Raw genomic sequence first — 24,386 nt, 5'->3', positions numbered from 1 at the left:
CAATCATGAGAAACAGCAACAATGACAATCAAAAACGTTATATGTGATATCGACGGCGTGCTGCTGCATGACAACACGCCGGTTCCCGGCGCCGATCTTTTCCTGGCGCGCATTCAGGAACAGGGCATGCCGCTGGTGGTGCTGACCAACTACCCGTCGCAGACCGCACAGGATCTGGCGAACCGCTTCTCCGCCGCCGGGCTTGAAGTCCCGGAAAGCGCGTTTTATACCTCCGCGATGGCCACCGCCGATTTCCTGCGCCGTCAGGAAGGCAAAAAGGCCTACGTGGTGGGCGAAGGCGCGCTGATCCACGAATTGTATAAAGCCGGCTTCACCATTACCGACATCAACCCGGACTTCGTGATTGTCGGGGAAACCCGCTCCTATAACTGGGACATGATGCATAAGGCCGCCTACTTCGTGAATAACGGCGCGCGCTTTATCGCGACCAACCCGGATACTCACGGCCATGGCTTTGTGCCTGCCTGCGGCGCGCTGTGCGCCCCGATCGAGAAAATCACCGGCCGTAAGCCGTTTTACGTCGGCAAACCCAGCCCATGGATCATCCGCGCCGCGCTCAACAAAATGCAGGCGCATTCGGAAGAGACGGTCATCGTCGGCGACAACCTGCGCACCGATATCCTGGCGGGCTTCCAGGCAGGTCTGGAAACCGTGCTGGTGTTGTCCGGCGTCTCGACGTTGAACGATGTCGAAACCATGCCGTTCCGCCCGAGCTACATCTTCCCTTCCGTTGCCGATATCAATATTTTCTAATCGCTGAGGTGGCCATCGCGGCCACCCTTAATTTTCGCGCCAATTTGAATTTAATTTATTATTGGCCGGGAAAGGTTTCACCCCACCCTCGTTAAAAATCCGCACTATGTATTTACGCCCCGCCAATACCCGCTATTGCCGGCGTGTGGAATTAATCTTACCTAAAATAACGAGGTTACTATGAGCTCCGATAATATTATCAATGCACAAGCTGCAGATGACGCAGCCGCCATGCCGGATATGTCGAATAAAAAAATCATGATGGGCTTTTGGCACAACTGGGCCGCCGGCGCCAGTGACGGTTATCAGCAGGGTCAATTCGCCAATATGAACCTGACCGATATCCCGGCCGAATATAACGTGGTGGCCGTAGCCTTTATGAAGGGCGTGGGTATCCCCACCTTCAAGCCTTACAACCTGTCCGATACCGAGTTCCGCCGCCAGGTCGGTGTACTGAACAGCCAGGGCCGCGCGGTACTGATTTCCCTCGGCGGCGCCGATGCGCATATCGAATTGAAAACCGGCGATGAAGACAAGCTGACCAATGAAATTATCCGTCTGGTGGAAACCTACGGTTTTGACGGTCTGGATATCGATCTGGAACAGGCCGCCATTGGTGCCGCCAATAATAAAACCGTTTTGCCTGCCGCACTGAAAAAAGTAAAAGCGCATTATGCCGCCGAAGGTAAAAACTTTATTGTCAGCATGGCGCCAGAATTCCCTTATTTGCGCACCAACGGGACTTACCTGGATTATATTACCGCGCTCGAAGGGTTTTATGATTTTATTGCACCGCAATATTATAACCAGGGCGGTGACGGTATCTGGGTTGACGAAGCCAATGGCGGCAAAGGCGCCTGGATCACCCAGAATAACGACGCGATGAAAGAAGACTTCTTGTATTACCTGACCGAAAGCCTGGTCACCGGCACCCGCGGCTACACCAAAATCCCGGCATCCAAATTTGTGATCGGTTTACCCACCAATAATGACGCCGCCGCCACCGGTTATGTGGTCGACAAGCAGGCGGTCTATAACGCTTTCGCGCGCCTTGACGCCAAAAACTTGTCGATCAAGGGCCTGATGACCTGGTCAGTGAACTGGGATAATGGCAAGAGCAAGGCCGGCGTGGCCTATAACTGGGAATTCAAAACTCGTTATGCCGCGCTGATCCAGGGCGGGGTCACCCCGCCGCCGGGAAAGCCTGAAGCGCCTACCGCGCTGAACGCCAGCGCGATTACCGCAACGTCGTTGACGCTGAATTGGGCTGCAGCAAGCAGCGCCAAACCGATTAGCCACTATACGGTTTACCGTAACGGCAACGCCATCGGCCAGACCGGCGGCCTGTCGCTGCAGGACAGCGGCCTGACGGCAGCCACTCAGTACAGCTATTTTGTCACCGCCACCGACAACCAAGGCAATACTTCGCTGCCTAGCGGTGCGCTGGCAGTTAAAACCTCGGACGGTGGTACGCCTCCCGATCCGGGCGTGGCCGAGTGGCAGAACAATCACAGCTACAAGGCCGGTGATTTGGTGACGTATAAGGGCAAGAAATACACCTGCCTGCAGGCCCACACTTCCAATGCAGGATGGACGCCGGATGCGGCCTTCACCCTGTGGCAGTTGACCGCCTGATAGTCGGCAATGAGTTGCCGGTAAAATTATCCGGCAACTCATCCATAGATTGAAAAATTGAATATTCATTAATTTTAATGGCTGCTAACTGAATATCCGCTAATTTTAGCCCCCTCCCAAACAACTATTTTTCGGCGCAGCGCTAAAACACTTGCATCCCCTGCCGGTTTTGACGCATTTTCATAAACACAACGCAGCAAAACCGCGCCATCACTGATGAAGCGACCATGCTGCCTATAACAGCAAATACAACATCACAGTCTAAAAAAGTCGTTAGGAGAGTCGGTATATGTGTTCTATTTTCGGTGTGCTCGATCTGAAGTCCGATCCCGTTGAACTGCGTAAAAAAGCGCTGGAGCTGTCCCGTCTGATGCGCCACCGCGGCCCGGATTGGTCCGGTGTTTACGCCAGCGATAAAGCCATTCTGGTGCATGAGCGCCTGTCGATTGTCGACGTCAACAATGGCGCCCAACCGCTGTACAACGCTGCGCACACCCACGTTCTGGCCGTTAACGGCGAGATCTACAACCACCAGGCGCTGCGCCAGCAATTTAGCGATCGCTACGAATTCCAGACCGGCTCCGACTGTGAAGTGATCCTGGCGCTGTACCAGGAGAAAGGCCCTGACTTCCTCGACGAGCTGCAAGGCATGTTCGCCTTCGCACTGTACGATTCAGAGAAAGACGCTTACCTGATTGGCCGCGACCATCTGGGCATTATCCCGCTTTACATGGGACACGATGAATTCGGCAACCTTTATGTCGCCTCTGAAATGAAAGCGCTGGTGCCGGTTTGCCGCACCATTAAAGAATTCCCGGCGGGCAGCTACCTGTGGAGCCAGGACGGCGAGATCCGTGAATATTATCAACGTGACTGGTTCGATTACGACAACGTTAAAGACAACGTGACCGACGCCAATGCCCTGCGCAACGCGCTGGAAGACTCGGTGAAAAGCCACCTGATGTCCGACGTACCCTACGGCGTACTGCTATCCGGCGGTCTGGATTCTTCCGTGATATCCGCCATTACCAAAAAGTACGCGGCACGCCGTGTAGAAGATCAAGAACGCAGCGAAGCCTGGTGGCCGCAGTTGCACTCCTTCGCCGTGGGTCTGGAGGGTTCACCGGATCTGCGCGCCGCGCAGGAAGTGGCAAACCACCTGGGCACCGTGCACCATGAGATCCACTTCACCGTACAGGAAGGTCTGGACGCCATTCGCGACGTGATTTATCACATCGAAACCTATGACGTTACCACCATTCGCGCTTCCACCCCGATGTACCTGATGTCACGCAAAATCAAAGCGATGGGCATCAAGATGGTGCTGTCTGGCGAAGGCGCGGACGAAGTGTTCGGCGGCTACCTGTACTTCCATAAAGCGCCGGATGCCCGTGAGTTCCACGACGAAACCGTACGTAAACTGTTAGCGCTACATATGTTTGACTGCGCGCGCGCCAACAAGGCGATGTCCGCCTGGGGTGTGGAAGCCCGCGTGCCCTTCCTGGATAAAAAATTCCTCGACGTGGCAATGCGCATCAATCCTAAGGACAAAATGTGCGGCAATGGCAAAATGGAAAAACATATCCTGCGCGAATGTTTTGAATCCTATCTGCCGGCCAGCGTCGCCTGGCGCCAGAAAGAGCAGTTCTCCGACGGCGTGGGTTACAGCTGGATTGACACGCTGAAAGAGGTCGCTGCCAAGCAGATCAGCGATCAACAGCTCGAAACCGCACGTTTCCGTTTCCCGTACAACACGCCAAGCTCCAAAGAAGGCTACCTGTATCGCGAAATTTTCGAAGAGCTGTTCCCGCTGCCAAGCGCGGCAGAATGCGTGCCTGGCGGCCCGTCAGTGGCCTGTTCCTCAGCCAAAGCCATCGAATGGGACGAGTCATTCAAGAAAATGGACGATCCTTCTGGTCGTGCAGTCGGCGTTCACCAGTCCGCCTACAAATAATCACGCCGGGTTTTCTCCCCAAGGCGGGCCTCCGGGCCCGCCTTTTTGCTGATGTTTTCAACCATTAATTGCCTGAACTGATGCTTTTATCGCCATACTGTTCACAACCCAGACAAACGACACATCCAGCCGCTTTTTCGGGAAAAAACTTGTTGACGCAAAACGGCCATATACGCATAATGCGCCCCGCAACGCCGATGAAGGTTGCGCGAAAAAAGATGGCTACGTAGCTCAGCTGGTTAGAGCACATCACTCATAATGATGGGGTCACAGGTTCAAATCCCGTCGTAGCCACCATCTTTTTTGCGGGAGTGGCGAAATTGGTAGACGCACTAGATTTAGGTTCTAGCGCCGCAAGGTGTGCGAGTTCAAGTCTCGCCTCCCGCACCATTTCTTTTCATCGAGTTGCAGGCAACAGGTGGGGTATCGCCAAGCGGTAAGGCACCGGTTTTTGATACCGGCATTCCCTGGTTCGAATCCAGGTACCCCAGCCATCTTTTTTAGGATGGGGATGTTGCAAAAAAAGTTAAACGTGTTGATGGGGTATCGCCAAGCGGTAAGGCACTGGTTTTTGATACCAGCATTCCCTGGTTCGAATCCAGGTACCCCAGCCATCAACACTGTTGACTTTTAAAGTAAAATATTGAAAATGGCTACGTAGCTCAGCTGGTTAGAGCACATCACTCATAATGATGGGGTCACAGGTTCAAATCCCGTCGTAGCCACCATATTTTACTGTTACACCATTGGGGTGTCGCCAAGCGGTAAGGCTCTGGTTTCTGATACCAGCATACCCAGGTTCGAATCCTGGCACCCCAGCCACATTTAGAAAAGCCCGCTTCGGCGGGCTTTTTGCTATCTGAAATTTGGCGAGACCGAATGAATAAGGGCACGACATTGAACTGCGCCCTTGTAGGATAAGGGCCGCCTACAGCCCCAGCGCGTATTTCAGCGCATGTTCCTTCAACTTGCCCGCCCGCTGGGCCGCCATCAACGCAATATTGCGCACCACGCAAAGCGGCGACAAATTATTGCTGAAAGCGGTATAAAACAGATCCATACCACTTTGCATCAGCAAGTTATCGGTGCGGCGACGACGCTGATAACGCATCAGCACCGCTTCGCTGCTCCAGTCTTCGCCCAACTCGCGTGCATCACACAAAACCGCCAGCAAGGCCTCTACGTCACGATACCCCAGGTTTACCCCCTGCCCTGCTAACGGGTTGATGGTATGTGCCGCGTCACCGAGCAACACCAACCCCGGCAACACGTAGCGTTGCGCATGGCGGCGCGCTAACGGGAAAGATCCGGCCGCGTGCACCTTCACTTCCCCTAAGCGGGCAGGAAAGGCTTCGGCGATCTCTTTCTCAAGCTGCGCTGGCGGCATAGCCTGCAACTGGCGGATACGCTGCGGGCTGTCGTACCACACCAGCGAGGCCCATTGATCGTACAACGGCAGGAAAGCCCGGGGCCCGGAAGGGAAAAACTGTTGCCAGGTCGTATCCTGCTGCGGCGCGCCGGTATCGACGGTGATCAGCATGCAGGACTGGCGGTACTGCCAGCCGCTGGTACCGATAGCCGCCAGATTGCGCACCTGCGAGTTGGCCCCATCGGCCCCCACTACCAGACGCGCCTGTAGCGTCTGTGAGGAGTCCAGCGTCACTTGCCAATGGTCATTAACCCGTTTTAACGATCGCAGCCTGGCGGGGCAGCAGAGCGTCAGGTTGTCGCACTGCTCCAGCTGTTGCCACAGCGCCAGTTGCAAAATACGGTTTTCCACCATAAACCCCAGCTCCGGCAGGCCGAGCGAGGCGGCGTCAAACGCTACCCGTGAAGAGGCCCACTCCCAGGTTTCCAATCGGCGGTAAGGCGCCGAGCGCATCGCTTGCACCGCCGGCCAGGCACCGAGTTGTTTCAGCAGCCCCACCGAGGTGCAGCCGATGGCGGAAATACGCAGATCCGGCGGGCTTTGCGCATCGAACGCCTGCGGCGCCTGATGTTCCAGCAAGGCCACCGACCAGCCGGCCTGCGCCAGCCCCAATGCGGCGGCCGCGCCGACCATCCCGCCGCCTACCACCACGGCGTCATACCCTTTTTGAGATACGTTCATATTGGCTATGTTTTCTTAGTGAATTATCGCCATTCCCACCGGCATGGCGTTTGGCACCAGTGTAACGGATTTTTAATTTGGCTTCAGGTCGCATGCCGTTTTCCCCGCGCTGGTCACAACGGCGTCAAATGTTTACAATAAGCGCCCTGCATGTCGCGTATCGCAACTTTCGTCCGCACTGAGTAATGGCAAGTCAATGACCAAAAAACTACATATCAAAACCTGGGGCTGCCAGATGAATGAATATGATTCATCGAAAATGGCGGACTTACTGGGAAGCACACACGGTTACCAATGGACCGACAACGCTGAAGAAGCGGACGTGCTGCTGCTGAATACCTGCTCGATCCGCGAGAAAGCGCAGGAAAAAGTTTTCGCCATGTTAGGGCGTTGGAAACTGCTGAAAGAAAAAAACCCGTCGCTGATCATCGGCGTCGGTGGCTGCGTGGCCTCACAGGAAGGCGAACACATTCGCAGCCGTGCGCCTTGCGTCGACGTCGTGTTCGGGCCGCAGACCCTGCACCGCCTGCCGGAAATGCTCAATCACGTGCAGGGCACCCGCAGCCCCATCGTCGACATCAGCTTCCCGGAAATCGAGAAATTCGATCGCCTGCCGGAACCGCGCGCCGAAGGCCCTACCGCCTTCGTCTCCATCATGGAAGGCTGCAATAAGTACTGTACCTTCTGCGTGGTGCCTTATACCCGCGGTGAAGAAGTCAGCCGCCCAAGCGATGACGTCCTGTTTGAAGTCGCCCAACTGGCGGCGCAGGGCGTACGCGAAGTCAACCTGCTCGGCCAGAACGTCAACGCCTACCGCGGCGCGACTTACGACGGCGAAATCTGCTCGTTTGCCGAACTGCTGCGCCTGGTGGCGGCCATCGACGGTATCGACCGCATCCGTTTCACCACCAGCCATCCGATTGAATTCACCGACGATATCATCGCGGTTTACCAAGACACGCCGGAGCTGGTGAGCTTCCTGCATCTGCCGGTACAGAGCGGTTCAGACCGCATACTGACCATGATGAAGCGCGCGCATACCGCATTGGAATACAAAGCGATCATTCGTAAGCTTCGCAAGGCGCGGCCGGACATTCAGCTCAGCTCCGATTTTATTATCGGCTTCCCGGGCGAAACCCAGGCCGATTTCGAGCAGACCATGAATCTGATTGCCGAGATCAACTTCGACACCAGCTTCAGCTTTATCTACTCCTCGCGCCCTGGCACACCGGCGGCCGATATGGTCGATGACGTCAGCGAAGACGAAAAGAAACAGCGTCTGTATATCCTGCAGGATCGCATCAACCAGCAGGTGCTGCAGTTCAGCCGTCGGATGCTCGGGACCGTACAGCGTATTTTGGTGGAAGGTACTTCCCGCAAAAGCGTGATGGAGCTGGCGGGCCGGACAGCCTGCAACCGCGTGGTGAACTTTGAAGGCACGCCGGATATGATCGGTCAGTTCGTCGATGTGGAAATCACCGAGGTTTTGACCAACACACTGCGTGGCGCAGTGGTGCGTACCGAACAGCAGATGGACCTGCGCGTGCATGAATCCCCGCAGTCAGTCATCGCCCGAACCCGAAAAGAGAACGCGCTGGGCGTCGGCATTTATCAGCCCTGACGCCCTCTCCGCAGTGCTGTAAGCCGTGGCGCCCGACGCCACGTCAGCGATTATCCTTATGACTTATCAGCCGGGTCTCGATGCCCGGCCATTTTCTTTTTTTTTATTTTTTTGATTAAGAGGCGACATAACATGCAACTCCCACACTGCCCGAAGTGCAACTCCGAATACACCTACCAGGATAACAACCTGTTTATCTGTCCTGAGTGCGCCCACGAGTGGAGCGACAGCGCGCCGGCGGAAGACAGCGATGCGCTGATTGTCAAAGACGCCAACGGCAACCTGCTGGCCGACGGCGACGCCGTGACCGTTGTGAAAGACCTCAAGGTCAAAGGCAGCTCTTCGATGCTGAAAATCGGCACCAAGGTGAAGAACATCCGCCTGGTGGAAGGCGACCACAACATCGACTGCAAGATCGATGGCTTTGGCCCGATGAAGCTGAAATCCGAATTCGTGAAAAAGAACTGATCGCCAGCCCTGATTCCCCAAAGCATTACGCGGCTGTTTTGGCCGCGTTTTTCCTCCTTCGGCCCTTGAATTTTGCCGCCGACGCACAGATAGATCATGGGTAAACTTGCGCCAGTGCGGCGCACCATGAATAATTCAAGGTAGAGAGTTCAGGCTTGGCCCTGAGCGCGCGTACCGAAAACCAACCAGGCCCGATATGAGCCTTGAGGAATAGTTTGAACGTCGCAACACAAGAAATTTTGTTAGAGCCGGCAGACAATAAGCGATTGCTCAGCCTGTGCGGCCCGTTTGATGACAATATCAAACAACTCGAACGCCGGTTGGGCATTGAGATCAACCGCCGTGACAACCGTTTCAAGCTGGTCGGCAAAAACCCTTGCGTGGTTGCCGCCGCCGATATCTTGCGCCATCTGTATGTCGACACCGCCCCCATTCGCGGCGTGATCCCGGATATCGACCCGGAGCAGATCCATTTGGCGATCAAAGAAAGCCGGGTGCTGGAACAGGTTGCCGACAGCGTGCCGGATTACGGCAAGGCGGTGACCATCAAAACCAAACGCGGCATGGTGAAACCGCGAACGCCGAATCAGGCGCAGTACATCGCCAATATTCTCGATCACGACATCACCTTCGGCATCGGCCCGGCCGGTACCGGCAAGACCTACCTGGCGGTCGCCGCCGCGGTAGACGCATTGGAACGCCAGGAGATCCGCCGCATTCTGCTGACCCGTCCAGCGGTCGAAGCCGGTGAAAAACTGGGCTTCCTGCCAGGGGATTTGAGCCAGAAGGTCGATCCTTACCTGCGCCCGCTGTATGACGCCCTGTTCGAAATGCTGGGCTTTGAGCGCGTGGAGAAGCTGATCGAGCGTAACGTGATAGAAGTAGCGCCGCTGGCCTATATGCGCGGCCGCACCCTGAACGACGCGTTTATCATCCTCGACGAGAGCCAGAACACCACTATCGAACAGATGAAGATGTTCCTCACCCGTATCGGCTTCAATTCCAAGGCGGTCATTACCGGTGACGTGACGCAGATAGACCTGCCACGCAACCAAAAATCCGGCCTGCGCCACGCGGTGGAAGTGTTGTCGGACGTCGAAGAGCTGAGCTTCAATTTCTTCCATAGCGAAGACGTGGTGCGTCATCCTGTGGTGGCCCGCGTGGTCATCGCTTATGAAGCCTGGGAAGCCGCCGAACAAAAACGCAAAGATGCGATTGCCGAACAACGTAAACGCGAGGCGACCATCGCCTCCGAGCAGGAGACACCATGAGTCAGGTGATTTTGGATCTGCAGATTGCCTGTGCAGACAGCAACGGCCTGCCGGATGAAGCCACCTTCCAGCGCTGGCTGGAAGGCGTGCTGCCGCAGTTTCAGGAGGAGGCCGAGGTCACCATTCGCCTGGTGGATGAAGCGGAAAGCAACGAACTGAACCTGACCTATCGCGGCAAAGACAAACCGACCAACGTGCTGTCTTTCCCGTTCGAAGCTCCTCCGGGTATCGAGCTGCCGCTGCTGGGCGATCTGATCATCTGCCGCCAGGTGGTTGAACTGGAAGCAGTCGAGCAAGAAAAGGCGCTGGAGGCCCACTGGGCGCATATGGTTGTCCATGGCAGCCTTCATCTGCTAGGGTATGACCACATCGAAGACGATGAAGCCGAAGAAATGGAGTCTTTGGAAACCGAAATCATGCACGGCCTGGGTTACCCGGACCCGTACCTGGCGGAAAAAGACCCCCTCTGACGTCAGCTGATTTCCCCGCAGCCCCCGTATGGGGCTGCCGCTGACTCCCCTAACTCTGACATGAGTGATATTAACTAAAACGCCATGAGCGACGACCATTCACAAAGCAATGACAGCCCCAGTCCCAAGAAGGGGTTCTTTACTCTTATCCTTAACCAGCTGTTCCACGGCGAACCCAAAAACCGTGGCGATCTGGTAGAGCTGATCCGTGATTCCGAGCAAAACGACCTGATCGATCCCGATACCCGAGACATGCTGGAAGGCGTGATGGATATCGCCGAGCAGCGCGTGCGCGATATCATGATCCCGCGCTCCCAGATGGTGACGCTCAAGCGTAACCAAACGCTGGAAGAGTGCCTGGACGTGATCATTGAATCCGCCCACTCGCGCTTCCCGGTGATCAGCGAAGATAAAGATCACATCGAAGGCATTCTGATGGCCAAGGATCTGCTGCCGTTTATGCGTGCGGAATCCGAGGAATTCAGCATCGACAAGGTGCTGCGCACCGCCGTGGTGGTGCCTGAAAGCAAGCGAGTAGACCGGATGCTGAAGGAGTTCCGCTCCCAGCGTTATCACATGGCGATTGTCATTGACGAGTTCGGCGGCGTGTCCGGCCTGGTCACCATCGAAGATATTCTGGAACTGATTGTCGGCGAAATCGAAGACGAATATGACGACGAAGACGATCTGGATATCCGCCAGCTCAGCCGCCATATGTATACCGTGCGAGCGCTGGCGCCGATTGAAGACTTCAACGAAGCCTTCGGCACCCACTTCAGCGACGACGAGGTCGACACCATCGGCGGTCTGGTGATGCAAGCCTTCGGTCACCTGCCTGCACGCGGGGAAACCATTGAAATCGAAGGTTACCTATTTAAAGTTGCGATGGCGGACAGTCGACGTATCATCCAGGTTCATGTAAAAATTCCGGACGATTCTCCGCAACCGAAACTGGAAGAATAAATCAAACATGGCTAAAGCCTCTTTCCTTGAACGCCAGTGGGTTCGCGCCCTGCTGGCGCTGTTGACCGGCGCCAGCGGGACGCTGGCGTTTTCCCCTTACGATATCTGGCCGGCGGCCCTTGTCTCTCTGTTCGGCCTGTTGGCCGTAACCCTGAACCGCACCACCAAACAGTCTGCCCTGCTCGGTTTTTGCTGGGGCTTCGGTCTGTTCGGGACGGGGATCAACTGGGTTTACGTCAGCATTGCCGACTTCGGCGGCATGCCTTTCTCCATCAACATCTTCCTGGTCGTGCTGCTGGCGGCTTACCTGTCGCTGTATACCGGGCTGTTCGCCGGGTTACTGGCACGTCTGTGGCCGACCACCAGTTGGTACCGTTTAGCGATTGCCGCGCCCGTATTGTGGCAAGTCACCGAGTTTTTACGCGGCTGGGTGCTGACCGGTTTCCCCTGGCTGCAGTTCGGTTACAGCCAGCTTAACGGCCCGCTGAAAGGCGTGGCGCCGTTGCTCGGGGTCGATACCATCACCTTTATGCTGATGGCGATCGCCGGGCTGTTGGTGTACGCCGTCAATCAGCGTCGGATCGCCGCGGCAGGGGTTGCCGTCGCACTGCTGTTGCTGCCGTGGCCGTTGCGCCAGCTGCACTGGTTTACCCCGCAACCGGACAAGGCGGTCAACGTCGCGATGGTGCAGGGCAATATCGCTCAGTCGATGAAGTGGGATCCGAAAGCGTTGGTCAGCACCTTGCAAACCTATTTGGACGAAACGCATCCTTATATGGGCAAAGCGCCGATCATCATCTGGCCGGAGTCTGCCATTCCGGATTACGAAGCCAGCCAGAACGGCTTCCTGACCATGATGGATGACCTGATGCGCGCCAAAAACAGCAGCCTGATCACCGGTATCGTTGATGTGCGTGCTACGCCGCAGGGCCAGCAAATCTACAACAGCGCCATCGTGCTGGGCGAGCCGACGCCGTACGTTTATCCGGCCAAGGACCGCTATAACAAGCACCATCTGGTGCCGTTTGGCGAGTTTGTGCCGCTGGAAACGCTGCTGCGCCCGCTGGCACCGTTCTTCGATTTGCCGATGTCCTCTTTCAGCCGTGGCGACTACGTCCAGCCACAGCTCAGCGTGAAAGGCTATAACCTGACGGCGGCGATCTGTTATGAGATTGTTCTCGGCCAGCAGGTTCGCGACAACTTCCGGCCGGATACCAACTTCCTGCTGACCATCTCCAACGACGCCTGGTTCGGCCATTCCATCGGCCCGTGGCAGCACTTCCAGATGGCGCGCATGCGTGCTCTGGAGCTGGGTCGCCCTCTGTTGCGCAGCACCAATAACGGCGTCACCGCCGCGGTAGACGCCAACGGTGAGGTGATCGCAGAGATCCCTCAGTTCACCCGCAAGGTACTTGAGGTGAAAGTCACACCAACCACCGGCATCACGCCTTATGCCCGTTTTGGCGCCACGCCGTTGTGGATCATCACCCTGCTGCTCGGCGGCCTGGCGTTGATCCTCGGCCTGCGCCGTAAATAAGCCCCACCGGGGCGCTGCCCATCAGCGCCCCGTTCAATTACTCGCGGTATACCCTATGAATTTCAAGTTGCAGCTAGGCGACCAGCTCGCTCATCCCCAGGCGCTTACTTAAGTAAGTAACTGGGGTGAGTGACAAATCTGTCGGGAACAGATTTGAACGCTGCTTGCAGCGGCCCCGCAGGGCAAGGCCCATGGATGGGTCTTGTAAAGCAGGTAACAACGCTGCAGCTTGAAAGGCGACTAGCATAAACCATCGCCAAATCAATGCTTCTGGCACACTCCTTGCTTTAATTACTCTGTTACAGAGAGCCGATTTACTTTTACTGACGTTTTGTCGCACCTGTGCACAACTCAAGAGCATGACCGGCACCACAAAGGTGCATTGGGGTTTTGTTGCATTAATTTGGTGCGCGTGGCGTCTCAAAAAAAGAAACATTTTAGTTTCAATCCATTCACAATCGGCTATTTTCTAACGGTTATGTGTTCTAAGACTATCTTTATACTTGAGCAATAAATCTCCATTTAGAATCTGATGCTCTTTGAATTTGAGCCACCACAACAGCAAAGGAGTTGGACCATGCAAATGCGTAAATTGGCGTTATCGTTACTGCTGATCGGTATGGCAGGTAACGTAGCCCATGCGGAAGAACTGACCGGTACGCTGAAGAAAATCAAAGACAACGGCGTGATCGTTGTCGGCCACCGCGAATCGTCAGTGCCGTTCTCCTACTACGACAACCAGCAAAAAGTTGTGGGTTACTCCCAGGACTACTCCAACCAAATCGTTGAAGCGGTTAAGAAAAAACTGAACGCTCCTGGTCTGCAGGTCAAAATGCTGCCGATCACCTCACAGAACCGTATCCCGCTGCTGCAAAACGGCACCTTTGACTTCGAATGCGGCTCGACCACCAACAACCTCGAGCGCCAGAAACAGGCGGCCTTCTCCGATACCATCTTCGTGGTCGGCACCCGTCTGCTGGTGAAAAAAGGCTCTGACGTCAAAGATTTCAAAGACCTGGCCGGAAAAGCCGTGGTGGTGACATCCGGCACGACCTCGGAAGTGCTGCTCAATAAACTGAACGACAGCGGCAAGATGAACATGCGCATCATCAGCGCCAAAGACCACGGTGACTCCTTCCGTACTCTGGAAAGCGGCCGTGCGGTAGCCTTTATGATGGATGACGCCCTGCTGGCAGGTGAGCGCGCGAAAGCGAAGAAGCCGGACCAATGGGAAATTATCGGCACGCCTCAGTCGAAAGAAGCCTACGGCTGTATGCTGCGCAAAGACGATCCTGAGTTCAAGAAACTGGTCGATGACACCATCGCTCAGGCTCAAACTTCAGGCGAAGCGACCAAATGGTTTGATAAGTGGTTCAAGCAGCCTATCCCACCGAAGAACCTCAACATGAACTTCGAACTGTCCGACGACATGAAGCAACTGTTCAAAGAGCCTAACGATAAAGCACTGAACTAATAGAACAAGAGCTGGGGCGGCCGCCAGGCCAAACCAGCCCTGTTGATGGCTAGGACAGACAGGAATACGGGAGGCCGTTCCCCTCCCGTATTTTTCCCATAACGCATTACCGATGCCCGCACACATAAGTCAGCCCGACTGGCCGCGGTGCCCTCGGCGTTGAATAGTCATCAATCTTTAGGCGCTCTGCGCCCGCTTAACGGAGTTTGTTATGTCAATAGATTGGAACTGGGGTATCTTCCTGCAGCAGGCCCCGTTTGGGAATACCACCTACCTCGGCTGGATTTGGTCCGGCTTTCAGGTCACGGTAGCCCTCTCCGTCTGTGCATGGATTATCGCTTTCTTTGTCGGTTCGCTATTCGGTATTTTGCGTACCGTGCCCAACCGCTTTCTTTCCACCCTCGGTACCTGTTACGTCGAACTGTTCCGTAATGTGCCGCTGATCGTCCAATTCTTTACCTGGTATCTGGTGATCCCGGAACTGCTGCCGGCAAATATCGGCATGTGGTTCAAAACCGAACTCGATCCCAACGTGCAATTCTTTGTTTCCTCGATGCTGTGCCTCGGGCTGTTTACCGCCGCTCGCGTCTGCGAGCAGGTACGTGCCGCCATTCAGTCACTGCCGCGCGGTCAAAGAGCGGCCGGGTTGGCGATGGGCCTGACGCTGCCGCAAACCTACCGCTACGTGCTGTTGCCGAATGCCTACCGGGTGATTGTGCCGCCGATGACTTCGGAAATGCTCAACCTGGTCAAAAACTCCGCCATCGCTTCCACTATCGGGTTGGTCGACATGGCTGCCCAGGCCGGCAAACTGCTGGACTACTCTGCGCATGCCTATGAATCCTTTACCGCAATTACGCTGGCCTATATCGCCATCAACGCCGTGATCATGCTGTTTATGCGGTTGGTAGAGAGAAAAGTGCAGTTGCCCGGCAACTTGGGGAGTAAATAATGTACGAATTTGACTGGGCATCGATTGTCCCAAGTTTCCCTTATCTGCTACAGGGCCTGTTGATCACGCTGAAGATCACCGTGACCGCCATCGTCGTCGGTATTCTGTGGGGAACCGTTCTGGCGGTAATGCGCTTGTCGCCCATCAAACCGATCAGCTGGTTCGCTGCCGTTTACGTCAACCTGTTCCGCTCCGTCCCGCTGGTGATGGTGCTGCTGTGGTTCTATCTGGTAGTTCCAAGCTTATTACAACAGGTTCTAGGGCTGTCGCCGAAAACCGATATTCGCCTGATTTCGGCTATGGTAGCCTTTTCCCTGTTTGAAGCGGCTTATTACTCGGAAATTATCCGCGCCGGTATCATCAGCATCTCCCGCGGCCAGTCCTCCGCCGCGCTGGCACTGGGCATGACCCAATGGCAGTCAATGAAGCTGGTGATCCTGCCGCAGGCGTTCCGCGCCATGGTGCCGCTGCTGCTGACCCAGGGCATCGTACTGTTCCAGGATACCTCCCTGGTGTACGTACTGAGCCTGGCTGACTTCTTCCGTACCGCCTCGACTATTGGCGAGCGCGACGGCACCCAGGTTGAAATGATCCTGTTTGCCGGCTTTGTCTACTTTGTTATCAGTCTCGCCGCCTCGGCGCTGGTAAGCTATTTGAAGAAAAGGACTGTTTGATGATATCCCTGAAAAATGTTTCTAAGTGGTACGGTCACTTTCAGGTTCTGACCGATTGCACCACCGAAGTAAAAAAAGGCGAGGTGGTGGTGGTCTGCGGTCCTTCAGGCTCGGGCAAGTCTACCCTGATCAAAACCGTCAACGGTCTGGAGCCGATCCAGCAGGGCAATATCCTGGTGAACGGTACCCCGGTCAACGACAAGAAAACCAATCTGGCGCAGCTGCGTTCCAAGGTCGGTATGGTATTCCAGCACTTCGAGCTTTTCCCGCACCTGTCGATCATCGATAACCTGACGCTGGCGCAGGTGAAAGTGCTTAAGCGCGATAAAGACGCCTCCCGCGAGAAAGGCCTGAAGCTGCTGGAACGCGTCGGCCTGACCGCCCACGCCAACAAGTTCCCCGGCCAGCTTTCCGGCGGCCAGCAGCAACGCGTGGCTATCGCCCGGGCGCTGTGCATGGATCCTATCGCCATGCTGTTCGATGAGCCCACTTCGGCGCTCGATCCGGAAATGATCAACGAAGTGCTGGACGTTATGGTCGAACTGGCCAATGAAGGCATGACCATGATGGTGGTAACCCACGAGATGGGCTTTGCCCGTAAAGTGGCGAACCGGGTGATCTTTATGGATGAAGGCAAAATCGTCGAAGACCGCAATAAAGATGACTTCTTCAACAATCCGGAGTCCGAACGCGCGAAGGACTTCCTGGCGAAAATCCTGCACTGATGCCTCGCCTGCGCCCCGCCCGGGGCGCAGTTTCATTCCCTCTTTCCGGCACTAAAAGCACTTGTTTCTCTCCGATTTTGATCCGATGCTCACTGGATAACAAATAAGGAGATAAACATGCCCCGCCCTATCATCATCGATTGCGACCCCGGCCTGGACGATGCCATTGCCCTTGCCATGGCGCTGAGTTCACCAGAATTGGACGTTAAAGCCATTACCACCTCCGCCGGTAACCAGACGCCGGAAAAAACGCTGCATAATGCGCTGGGTCTGTTGACGTTGATGAAGCGTGAAGACATTCCCGTCGCTGCCGGTGCCGCCGCGCCGTTGATGCGAGACCTGGTGATTGCCGACTACGTTCACGGCAAAACCGGCATGGGCAATACCCATCTGCCAACGCCCGCCATCAAGCCGGTGGCGCAAACTGCTGTAGAGCTGATCGCCAGCCTGCTACGCAGCAGTCCACAGCCGATCACGCTGGTGGTCACCGGCCCCATGACCAATATCGCCCTGCTGCTGGCCCAACACCCAGAGCTAAAAGGCAACATTGAACGCATCGTGTTTATGGGGGGAGGCATGAATGCCGGCAACACCACCCCGGTGGCCGAGTTCAACATCTATGTCGATCCCGAAGCCGCCGAAATGGTGCTGAAATCCGGCGTGCCGCTGACCATGGCCGGGCTGAACGTGACCCACCAGGCACTGGTGCTGCCGCAGGATATCGAACGCATCCGCCGGATAAACAATCCGGTGGCGCAGGCGGTGGCCGAAATGCTCGACTTCTACCTGCCGCTGTACCTTAGCCATCCGCGCAGGCTGCCCGGTGCCGCGATGCACGATCCCTGCACTATCGCCTGGCTGCTGGCGCCACAGCTGTTTGGCAGTATCGAACGCTGGGTCGGCGTGGAAACCAAAGGGGAATATACCCTCGGCATGACCGTAGTAGATATCTTCGGCCAGAACGGCAAGCCGGCCAACGTTGAAGTACTGACCGATATCGATCGTGAAGGCTTTATCGATCTGTTGGCCGAGCGCGTAGCCCGCTATTGACCACCGGGCGGGAAACAGCCCTAACATTCAATATTTTTGATTTAACTCAGCGAATTTTTACGCTATCACTGGCCCAGGCTTGCCTCTAAGATGCAGTTAAACGCACAGCATCGCTGACACCTTAGACCAAGCCTGGAGATAGCCCAATGAGTCGTATACTGGTCCTGAAATCGAGTATCCTGGGTGATTACTCCCAGTCTGGAAAATTGGTCGATTTTTTTGTTCAACAGTGGCATGAAGCACACCCTAATGACAGCTTTACGGTTCGTGATTTGGCCAACCCGACCCTGCCGGAGCTGGATGGCGAAGTGATTGGCGGGTTTAGCGCCGGTGACAAGCCTTTAACGCCGCATCAGCAAAAGACGCTGGCACTTTCCGATGAACTGATCGCCGAGCTGAAATCGCACGACACCATTATCATCAGCGCACCAATGTACAACTTCAACATCCCGACGCAGTTGAAAATCTATTTCGACCTGGTGGCGCGCGCCGGCCAAACCTTCCGTTACACCTCTGAAGGCTCAGAAGGTCTGGTCACCGGCAAGAAAGCGATTGTGATCTCCAGCCGCGGCGGTATCCACGCGGATACGCCAACCGATCTGATCACGCCGTACCTGAAGCTGTTCCTGGCGTTTATCGGCATTACCGACGTCGAGTTCGTGCTGGCGGAAGGCTTTGCTTACGGCCCTGAAGCGGCAGAAAAAACCGCTCAGGAAAGCCGGGTGGCGGTGGCGCAGAAAGTGCCGGCCAAAATCGACAGCACCCCCGTCCCTCAGCCTGAAGTGGCTACGGCCCCGGCCAGCGGAAGCTTTCTTGGCAACCTGATGAAAAAACTGTTCGGCTAAGCGCAGCGCCTGCCCTGACCTTTTCTAGCGGAGAGGCCAGGGCGCGCAGCAAGCTTAAGGTTCGAAAGGCCGACGCTGGAACTGGTCATGACCGCATTTCGGGCACAGCGGCAGCACTTCCGGCGTGTAAAACGCCAAATGATGGTGGCATTTCTCGCACACCAGATTGCCCAGCCCGACAACCTCACCGCTGTGGTAAACGCCATGGTGGCTGACGTCCTTAAACACCTCGCGCCATTCCAGTTGGGTTTTGTCGGTAATATCCGCCAGCTCCTGCCACAGGCTCTCCTTGATGACCCGCATGAAAACGCTGTCGGTAAACTCGTCCCGGCTTTCCTGATAACTGCGAGCGAACTCTTCCAGATCGCGCCGTACCGCCTGTGTAACCTGCTCAACTTCGTCGCGCGTCAGTTCACCCGCTTCGTTGAGCCGTTTTTCTGCGCTCGCGACCAGCGAGTCAATATCACGCTCGCCATTTTTCAGGCGTTCCGTCAGAGATGCCACCAATTCGCGGTAGTACTGAGCAACCTTGTTCATAATCTCTCCTCGATGAACTTACGTGACTGGGCTTACCGCCTAAACTATCCCTTATCATTTTAGCCGTAAATTGCTGATGTCACTTGGCAAGACATGGGTTCCTCAGGATGTGAGTCATATCATGGCCGGTATTTTTTAAATACGTCGAGTCGGGCGCTTGGTGTTGTTGCAAAGAGGTCTTATCAGCTATGCTATGCGGATCTATAAGTATACCCGTCGTATTTCAAGTTGCAGCGTTGTTACCTGCACTCGCTCACCCCAGTTACTTACTAAAGTAAGCGCCTGAGGATGAACGAGCTGGCCGCCTAGCCGCAACATGAAATCCATAGGGTACGCACAACAGAATGCTACGGATGTAGCTGTTTTACACCTACAGGACCACCAGCCGCCATGCAAGAGCAATACCGTCCAGAAGACATAGAATCGAACGTACAGCTTCACTGGGAAGAGAAGCAAACTTTCAAGGTTACCGAAGATGCGAGCAAGGAAAAGTATTACTGCCTATCCATGCTGCCGTACCCATCAGGCCGTCTGCACATGGGGCACGTTCGTAACTACACTATCGGCGACGTGATCTCGCGCTATCAGCGCATGCTAGGTAAAAACGTGCTACAGCCTATCGGCTGGGATGCGTTCGGCCTGCCGGCGGAAGGCGCTGCGGTTAAAAACAACACCGCACCGGCTCCGTGGACCTATGACAATATCGAATACATGAAGAACCAGCTGAAACTGCTGGGCTTCGGCTATGACTGGGATCGCGAGATAGCCACCTGCGATCCGGACTATTACCGTTGGGAACAGTGGTTCTTCACCAAGCTGTACGAAAAAGGCCTGGTCTACAAGAAGACTTCCGCGGTGAACTGGTGTCCGCACGATCTGACCGTGCTGGCCAACGAACAGGTGATCGACGGCTGCTGCTGGCGCTGCGACACCAAGGTTGAGCGTAAAGAGATCCCGCAGTGGTTTATCAAAATCACCGACTACGCCGATCAACTGCTCAACGATCTGGACACGCTTGAAAGCTGGCCAGAACAGGTGAAAACCATGCAGCGCAACTGGATTGGCCGCTCCGAAGGGGTGGATATCACCTTTGACGTAGCGGGCAGCGACGAAAAGCTGACGGTTTACACCACCCGTCCCGACACCTTTATGGGCGCAACCTACGTGGCCGTTGCCGCAGGTCACCCCTTGGCGCAGCAAGGCGCGGTGAACAACCCGGCGCTGGCTGAATTTATCGAAGAATGCCGCAACACCAAAGTGGCCGAAGCCGAAATGGCGACGATGGAGAAAAAAGGCATGCCGACCGGCCTGTTCGCCATCCATCCGCTGTCCGGCGAGCAAGTGCCGATTTGGGTTGCCAACTTTGTGCTGATGGAATACGGCACCGGCGCGGTGATGGCGGTTCCGGCTCACGATCAGCGCGACTGGGAATTCGCCACCAAATACGGCTTGCCGATCAAACCGGTGGTCCTGGCGCTCGACGGCAGCCAACCGGATGTACAAGCCGAAGCGATGACCGAGAAAGGCACGCTGTTCAACTCCGGCGAGTTTGACGGTCTGGATCACCAGGACGGTTTCAACGCTATCGCCGACAAACTGGTCGCCAAAGGCGTTGGTCAGCGCAAGGTCAACTACCGTCTACGCGACTGGGGCGTTTCCCGCCAACGTTATTGGGGCGCACCAATCCCGATGGTCACGCTGGAAGACGGCACCGTAATGCCAACCCCGGAAGACCAACTGCCGGTGATCCTGCCGGAAGATGTGGTGATGGACGGTATTACCAGCCCGATCAAAGCCGATCCCGAGTGGGCAAAAACCACCGTTAACGGCCAACCGGCGCTGCGCGAAACCGACACCTTCGACACCTTTATGGAGTCATCCTGGTACTATGCGCGCTATACCTGCCCGCAGTACGACCAGGGGATGCTGGATCCCGCTGCCGCCAACTACTGGCTGCCGGTCGATCAGTATGTCGGCGGCATCGAACACGCCATCATGCACCTGATGTATTTCCGTTTCTTTCACAAGCTGCTGCGTGACGCGGGCCTGGTCGACTCTGACGAGCCGGCAAAACGCCTGCTGTGCCAGGGCATGGTGCTGGCAGACGCCTTCTATTACACCGGCAACAGCGGCGAACGCGTCTGGGTTTCCCCGGTCGACGCCAACGTTGAACGTGATGACAAAGGCCGCATTATCAAAGCCACCGATCCACAAGGTCGTGAACTGGTCTATGCTGGCATGAGCAAAATGTCGAAGTCGAAAAACAACGGCATCGACCCGCAGGTGATGGTAGAGAAATACGGTGCAGATACCGTCCGTCTGTTCATGATGTTTGCTTCACCGGCAGAAATGACGCTGGAATGGCAGGAATCCGGCGTAGAAGGGGCAAACCGCTTCCTGAAACGCGTGTGGAAACTGGCCTACGAACACCTGGAAAAAGGCGCAGTTCAGCCGCTGAACGTGGCAACGCTGAATGAAGATCAGAAAGCGCTGCGTCGCGATCTGCACAAAACCATTGCCAAAGTGACCGACGATATCGGCCGTCGTCAGACCTTCAACACCGCGATTGCCGCCGTGATGGAGCTGATGAACAAGCTGGCCCGTGCACCGCAAGAGAGTGAGCAAGATCGCGCCCTGCTGCAGGAAGCGCTGTTGGCAGTAGTTCGCATGCTGTATCCGTTCACTCCGCACGTGTGCTTCTCACTGTGGCAGGCGCTGGGCGGTGAAGGCGATGTGGATACCGCAGCCTGGCCGCAAGCCGACGAGCAGGCCATGGTCGAAGACTCCAAGCTGGTGGTGGTGCAGGTCAACGGTAAGGTTCGCGCTAAAATCACCGTGGCTGCCGATGCAACCGAAGAGCAGGTACGCGCGCGTGCCGCCGAGGAACATCTGGTCGCTAAATATCTGGACGGGGTCACGGTTCGTAAAGTGATCTATGTTCCGGGCAAATTGCTTAACCTGGTTGTGGGTTAACACAAGGAGGCGTTGTGCGACATCGTATTTTGACGTTGTTGCTGGGGTTGGCGGTGCTGGTCACCGCCGGCTGCGGTTTTCACCTGCGTGGTACCACGCAGGTCCCTTCGGAAATGAAGACGCTGCTGCTGGACAGCTCGGATCCTTATGGTCCGCTGACCCGCGCGGTGCGTGAGCAGTTGCGTCTGAGCGACGTGACCATCGTCAAGGATGCCAAGCGTAAGGATCTCCCTTCCCTGCGCATCATTGGCGCTACGGAGAGCCAGGATACCGCCTCTATCTTCCAGGACGGTAAAACCGCAGAGTACCAGTTGGTGCTGACCGTGCAGGCACAGGTGTTGATCCCGGGTCACGACCTGTATCCGCTGAACGTGAAAGTTTTCCGTTCGTTCTTCGATAACCCGCTGACCGCATTGGCAAAAGATTCCGAACAGGACATCATTCACCAGGAAATGCGCGAGCAGGCCGCCCAACAGCTGGTACGTAAGCTGCTGACGGTGCACGCAGCGGAAGAAGAAACCCAACAGAAAGCCGCTGCCGCCGGTGAAAAAGCGGCCAGTCGCGTAGATCAATGATTCGTATTTACCCTGAACAACTTGCCGCGCAGCTCCGAGAGGGGCTGCGCGCTTGTTATTTATTGAGTGGCAACGAGCCGCTGCTGCTGCAGGAAAGCCAGGATCTGATCCGCCACGCGGCCCAAGAGCAGCAGTTCACCGAGCACTACAGCATTTCGCTGGACGCCCATACCGATTGGGATGCCATCTTCAGCATCTGTCAGGCCATGAGCCTGTTCGCCAGCCGTCAGACGCTGCTGCTGATCTTCCCGGAAAACGGGCCGACGGCACCGATCGGCGAACAGTTGATCAAACTGGCCGCACTGCTGCATGACGACATTTTGCTGATGCTGCGTGGGCCACGCCTGACCAAAGCGCAAGAAAACAGCGCCTGGTTCAAGGCGCTCAGTCCGCACGGCGCTTACGTCAGTTGCCAGACGCCGGAACAGGCGCAGCTACCTCGCTGGGTCGCTCAACGAGCCAAAACCCTGAAGCTGGAACTGGACGACGCGGCGAATCAACTGCTGTGTTACTGCTACGAAGGCAACCTGCTGGCGCTGTCGCAGGCGCTGGAGAGGCTGTCGTTGCTGCATCCGGACGGCAAACTCACGCTGCCGCGCGTTGAACTGGCGGTCAACGATGCCGCCCACTTCACGCCATTCCACTGGCTGGACGCCCTGTTGGCCGGAAAAAGCAAACGCGCCTGGCATATTCTGCAGCAGATGCAGCAGGAAGATGTCGAGCCGGTGATCCTGCTGCGAACCCTGCAACGGGAACTGCTGCAGTTGCTGAACCTGCAACGCCGCATGACTTCAGTGCCTTTGCGTACGCTGTTCGACCAATACAAGGTTTGGCAAAACCGCCGTAACCTGGTGACTCAGGCACTGCAACGGCTGTCCGGTGCCCAGCTGCGGCAAGCGGTTCATCTGCTCGCGCAGATAGAAATCACCCTGAAGCAGGATTACGGCCAGTCGGTCTGGTCTGAATTGGAAACCCTGTCGATGCTGCTGTGCGGCAAACCTTTGGCCACGAGTTTTTCAGATGTCCACTAATCCGCAAGGCACTCCCGTCCTGCACGCCCTGTTTGGCGGCACCTTCGACCCTATCCATTACGGCCACCTGCGGCCGGTGGAAGCGCTGGCCGCAGAGGTTGGTCTGAACCGGGTCACGCTGCTGCCGAACCACGTTCCGCCACACCGCCCTCAGCCCGAAGCGAATGCTCAGCAGCGGTTGAAAATGGTGGAATTGGCCATTGCCGGTAACCCGTTGTTTGCGGTTGACGATCGTGAACTGCATCGCACCACCCCTTCCTATACCATCGAGACGCTGGAGGCCATTCGTAAAGAACGTGGCGCCGCCTTGCCTCTGGCGTTTATCATTGGCCAGGACTCGCTGTTGACGCTGCACAAATGGCACCGCTGGCAGTCGCTGCTGGACACCTGTCATCTGCTGGTGTTGGCTCGCCCTGGTTACAACGATCGCATGGATACGCCTGAGCTGCAGCAGTGGCTGGAGCGACATCAGGTGAGCGATCCCGCCCAGCTCAGCCGGCATCCTCACGGATTTATTTATCTGGCCGATACGCCGCAGCTGGAGATTTCGGCCACGGAAATTCGTCAGCGCCGCCATCAGGGACTCAACTGTGACGACCTGTTGCCGCGTTCAGTCCAGCGCTATATCGAGTTACAGGGTTTATATCGCTAGCAACAGCCGCGTGATATACTGCGCCGCTATTTTTCAGGTATTCGCTGAAAACCCCGGAATCCTTAGCTGGCCGGGCAGTCACCAGCTGGCTTTCA

The 24,386-nt window shown here is 56.1% G+C and carries 21 protein-coding genes and 6 tRNA genes; 25 read left to right on the top strand and 2 right to left on the bottom strand.

Annotated elements, in window-relative coordinates; translation table 11 throughout:
* Positions 1-21 precede the first annotated feature (21 nt).
* From H5P17_RS13640 to H5P17_RS13600, 9 genes are all read left to right on the top strand, one after another.
* Positions 22-774 carry an HAD-IIA family hydrolase gene (locus H5P17_RS13640; RefSeq protein WP_020825637.1) on the top strand — a complete coding sequence of 251 codons (753 nt, stop codon included), beginning with the start codon at positions 22-24 and terminating at the stop codon, positions 772-774.
* Positions 775-954: 180 nt separating this feature from the next.
* On the top strand, positions 955-2,409 hold the full coding sequence (locus tag H5P17_RS13635) for a glycosyl hydrolase family 18 protein (RefSeq protein ID WP_182823468.1): 1,455 nt from the start codon (positions 955-957) through the stop codon (positions 2,407-2,409).
* A gap of 289 nt (positions 2,410-2,698) precedes the next feature.
* Positions 2,699-4,363, top strand: a complete 1,665-nt coding sequence (asnB, locus tag H5P17_RS13630) for an asparagine synthase B (RefSeq protein ID WP_182823466.1) — start codon at positions 2,699-2,701, stop codon at positions 4,361-4,363.
* Positions 4,364-4,583: 220 nt separating this feature from the next.
* A tRNA-Met gene (locus H5P17_RS13625) sits at positions 4,584-4,660 on the top strand.
* Between the two features lie 8 nt (positions 4,661-4,668).
* Positions 4,669-4,753, top strand: a tRNA-Leu gene (locus H5P17_RS13620).
* Between the two features lie 29 nt (positions 4,754-4,782).
* Positions 4,783-4,857: transfer RNA gene (locus H5P17_RS13615), tRNA-Gln, on the top strand.
* 45 nt (positions 4,858-4,902) lie between these two features.
* Positions 4,903-4,977, top strand: a tRNA-Gln gene (locus H5P17_RS13610).
* A 37-nt stretch (positions 4,978-5,014) separates the two neighbouring features.
* A tRNA-Met gene (locus tag H5P17_RS13605) sits at positions 5,015-5,091 on the top strand.
* Positions 5,092-5,110: 19 nt separating this feature from the next.
* A tRNA-Gln gene (locus H5P17_RS13600) sits at positions 5,111-5,185 on the top strand.
* Positions 5,186-5,291: 106 nt separating this feature from the next.
* Here the strand turns inward: H5P17_RS13600 and ubiF are convergent.
* Positions 5,292-6,473: a 3-demethoxyubiquinol 3-hydroxylase gene (gene ubiF / locus H5P17_RS13595; RefSeq protein ID WP_182823464.1), complete on the bottom strand. Its 1,182-nt coding sequence runs from the start codon at positions 6,471-6,473 to the stop codon at positions 5,292-5,294.
* Between the two features lie 196 nt (positions 6,474-6,669).
* On the opposite strand from ubiF, the gene miaB reads away from it, so the two are divergent.
* From miaB to H5P17_RS13535, 12 genes are all read left to right on the top strand, one after another.
* A complete protein-coding gene (miaB, locus tag H5P17_RS13590) occupies positions 6,670-8,094 on the top strand; it encodes a tRNA (N6-isopentenyl adenosine(37)-C2)-methylthiotransferase MiaB (RefSeq protein WP_182823462.1) in 1,425 nt (474 codons plus the stop codon).
* A 132-nt stretch (positions 8,095-8,226) separates the two neighbouring features.
* Entirely contained in the window at positions 8,227-8,562 is a 336-nt protein-coding gene (locus tag H5P17_RS13585; RefSeq protein ID WP_182823460.1) for a zinc ribbon domain-containing protein YjdM, read from the top strand.
* Positions 8,563-8,777: 215 nt separating this feature from the next.
* Positions 8,778-9,833, top strand: coding sequence for a PhoH family protein (locus H5P17_RS13580; RefSeq protein ID WP_020825631.1), 1,056 nt, complete (start codon positions 8,778-8,780; stop codon positions 9,831-9,833).
* The gene (ybeY, locus tag H5P17_RS13575) at positions 9,830-10,303 is read left to right on the top strand and encodes an rRNA maturation RNase YbeY (protein WP_182823458.1); all 474 of its coding nucleotides are present in this window, start codon (positions 9,830-9,832) and stop codon (positions 10,301-10,303) included. Before H5P17_RS13580 ends, ybeY begins: the two co-directional genes overlap by 4 nt.
* Before the next feature lie 84 nt (positions 10,304-10,387).
* Positions 10,388-11,266 carry a CNNM family magnesium/cobalt transport protein CorC gene (corC, locus tag H5P17_RS13570; protein WP_012005653.1) on the top strand — a complete coding sequence of 293 codons (879 nt, stop codon included), beginning with the start codon at positions 10,388-10,390 and terminating at the stop codon, positions 11,264-11,266.
* A 7-nt stretch (positions 11,267-11,273) separates the two neighbouring features.
* Positions 11,274-12,803 carry an apolipoprotein N-acyltransferase gene (lnt, locus tag H5P17_RS13565; RefSeq protein ID WP_182823456.1) on the top strand — a complete coding sequence of 510 codons (1,530 nt, stop codon included), beginning with the start codon at positions 11,274-11,276 and terminating at the stop codon, positions 12,801-12,803.
* A 577-nt stretch (positions 12,804-13,380) separates the two neighbouring features.
* Positions 13,381-14,277, top strand: coding sequence for an amino acid ABC transporter substrate-binding protein (locus H5P17_RS13560; RefSeq protein ID WP_044548871.1), 897 nt, complete (start codon positions 13,381-13,383; stop codon positions 14,275-14,277).
* Positions 14,278-14,488: 211 nt separating this feature from the next.
* Positions 14,489-15,229, top strand: a complete 741-nt coding sequence (locus tag H5P17_RS13555; protein ID WP_017891917.1) for an amino acid ABC transporter permease — start codon at positions 14,489-14,491, stop codon at positions 15,227-15,229.
* Positions 15,229-15,903, top strand: a complete 675-nt coding sequence (gene gltK, locus H5P17_RS13550; protein WP_020825627.1) for a glutamate/aspartate ABC transporter permease GltK — start codon at positions 15,229-15,231, stop codon at positions 15,901-15,903. The genes H5P17_RS13555 and gltK overlap by 1 nt, the downstream gene beginning before the upstream one ends.
* The gene (locus H5P17_RS13545; protein ID WP_020825626.1) at positions 15,903-16,628 is read left to right on the top strand and encodes an amino acid ABC transporter ATP-binding protein; all 726 of its coding nucleotides are present in this window, start codon (positions 15,903-15,905) and stop codon (positions 16,626-16,628) included. The genes gltK and H5P17_RS13545 overlap by 1 nt, the downstream gene beginning before the upstream one ends.
* A 117-nt stretch (positions 16,629-16,745) precedes the next feature.
* Positions 16,746-17,678, top strand: a complete 933-nt coding sequence (rihA, locus tag H5P17_RS13540; protein ID WP_182823454.1) for a pyrimidine-specific ribonucleoside hydrolase RihA — start codon at positions 16,746-16,748, stop codon at positions 17,676-17,678.
* A gap of 146 nt (positions 17,679-17,824) precedes the next feature.
* A complete protein-coding gene (locus tag H5P17_RS13535) occupies positions 17,825-18,523 on the top strand; it encodes an FMN-dependent NADH-azoreductase (RefSeq protein ID WP_044548866.1) in 699 nt (232 codons plus the stop codon).
* Positions 18,524-18,577: 54 nt separating this feature from the next.
* On the opposite strand, the gene H5P17_RS13530 is transcribed toward H5P17_RS13535, so the two are convergent.
* Complete coding sequence (locus H5P17_RS13530) at positions 18,578-19,060, bottom strand: zinc ribbon-containing protein (RefSeq protein WP_020825623.1); 483 nt, start codon at positions 19,058-19,060, stop codon at positions 18,578-18,580.
* A gap of 390 nt (positions 19,061-19,450) precedes the next feature.
* Here H5P17_RS13530 and leuS point away from each other — a divergent pair, with 390 nt between their 5' ends.
* Genes leuS through nadD form a run of 4 tightly spaced genes read left to right on the top strand, consistent with a single transcriptional unit; the run spans position 19,451 to position 24,291 of the window.
* Positions 19,451-22,033: a leucine--tRNA ligase gene (leuS, locus tag H5P17_RS13525; RefSeq protein ID WP_182823452.1), complete on the top strand. Its 2,583-nt coding sequence runs from the start codon at positions 19,451-19,453 to the stop codon at positions 22,031-22,033.
* Positions 22,034-22,047: 14 nt separating this feature from the next.
* Complete coding sequence (gene lptE / locus H5P17_RS13520) at positions 22,048-22,608, top strand: LPS assembly lipoprotein LptE (protein WP_182823450.1); 561 nt, start codon at positions 22,048-22,050, stop codon at positions 22,606-22,608.
* Positions 22,605-23,639, top strand: a complete 1,035-nt coding sequence (gene holA, locus H5P17_RS13515) for a DNA polymerase III subunit delta (protein ID WP_182823448.1) — start codon at positions 22,605-22,607, stop codon at positions 23,637-23,639. The genes lptE and holA overlap by 4 nt, the downstream gene beginning before the upstream one ends.
* Positions 23,629-24,291, top strand: coding sequence for a nicotinate-nucleotide adenylyltransferase (gene nadD / locus H5P17_RS13510; protein ID WP_044548860.1), 663 nt, complete (start codon positions 23,629-23,631; stop codon positions 24,289-24,291). Before holA ends, nadD begins: the two co-directional genes overlap by 11 nt.
* The last annotated feature ends 95 nt before the right edge of the window (positions 24,292-24,386 follow it).

Source organism: Serratia sp. OS31 (genome assembly GCF_014164835.1).
GTDB lineage: Bacteria > Pseudomonadota > Gammaproteobacteria > Enterobacterales > Enterobacteriaceae > Serratia > Serratia liquefaciens_A.
This window is presented reverse-complemented; position numbering and strand designations above follow the sequence as displayed.

What these genes read in the sequence shown, in the direction of transcription:
- H5P17_RS13640 (WP_020825637.1), top strand. Translation starts at nt 22, where the DNA reads ATGACAATCAAAAACGTTATATGTGATATCGACGGCGTGCTGCTGCAT.
- H5P17_RS13635 (WP_182823468.1), top strand. Translation starts at nt 955, where the DNA reads ATGAGCTCCGATAATATTATCAATGCACAAGCTGCAGATGACGCAGCC.
- asnB (WP_182823466.1), top strand. Translation starts at nt 2,699, where the DNA reads ATGTGTTCTATTTTCGGTGTGCTCGATCTGAAGTCCGATCCCGTTGAA.
- ubiF (WP_182823464.1), bottom strand. Translation starts at nt 6,473, where the DNA reads ATGAACGTATCTCAAAAAGGGTATGACGCCGTGGTGGTAGGCGGCGGG.
- miaB (WP_182823462.1), top strand. Translation starts at nt 6,670, where the DNA reads ATGACCAAAAAACTACATATCAAAACCTGGGGCTGCCAGATGAATGAA.
- H5P17_RS13585 (WP_182823460.1), top strand. Translation starts at nt 8,227, where the DNA reads ATGCAACTCCCACACTGCCCGAAGTGCAACTCCGAATACACCTACCAG.
- ybeY (WP_182823458.1), top strand. Translation starts at nt 9,830, where the DNA reads ATGAGTCAGGTGATTTTGGATCTGCAGATTGCCTGTGCAGACAGCAAC.
- corC (WP_012005653.1), top strand. Translation starts at nt 10,388, where the DNA reads ATGAGCGACGACCATTCACAAAGCAATGACAGCCCCAGTCCCAAGAAG.
- lnt (WP_182823456.1), top strand. Translation starts at nt 11,274, where the DNA reads ATGGCTAAAGCCTCTTTCCTTGAACGCCAGTGGGTTCGCGCCCTGCTG.
- H5P17_RS13560 (WP_044548871.1), top strand. Translation starts at nt 13,381, where the DNA reads ATGCAAATGCGTAAATTGGCGTTATCGTTACTGCTGATCGGTATGGCA.
- H5P17_RS13555 (WP_017891917.1), top strand. Translation starts at nt 14,489, where the DNA reads ATGTCAATAGATTGGAACTGGGGTATCTTCCTGCAGCAGGCCCCGTTT.
- gltK (WP_020825627.1), top strand. Translation starts at nt 15,229, where the DNA reads ATGTACGAATTTGACTGGGCATCGATTGTCCCAAGTTTCCCTTATCTG.
- H5P17_RS13545 (WP_020825626.1), top strand. Translation starts at nt 15,903, where the DNA reads ATGATATCCCTGAAAAATGTTTCTAAGTGGTACGGTCACTTTCAGGTT.
- rihA (WP_182823454.1), top strand. Translation starts at nt 16,746, where the DNA reads ATGCCCCGCCCTATCATCATCGATTGCGACCCCGGCCTGGACGATGCC.
- H5P17_RS13535 (WP_044548866.1), top strand. Translation starts at nt 17,825, where the DNA reads ATGAGTCGTATACTGGTCCTGAAATCGAGTATCCTGGGTGATTACTCC.
- H5P17_RS13530 (WP_020825623.1), bottom strand. Translation starts at nt 19,060, where the DNA reads ATGAACAAGGTTGCTCAGTACTACCGCGAATTGGTGGCATCTCTGACG.
- leuS (WP_182823452.1), top strand. Translation starts at nt 19,451, where the DNA reads ATGCAAGAGCAATACCGTCCAGAAGACATAGAATCGAACGTACAGCTT.
- holA (WP_182823448.1), top strand. Translation starts at nt 22,605, where the DNA reads ATGATTCGTATTTACCCTGAACAACTTGCCGCGCAGCTCCGAGAGGGG.
- nadD (WP_044548860.1), top strand. Translation starts at nt 23,629, where the DNA reads ATGTCCACTAATCCGCAAGGCACTCCCGTCCTGCACGCCCTGTTTGGC.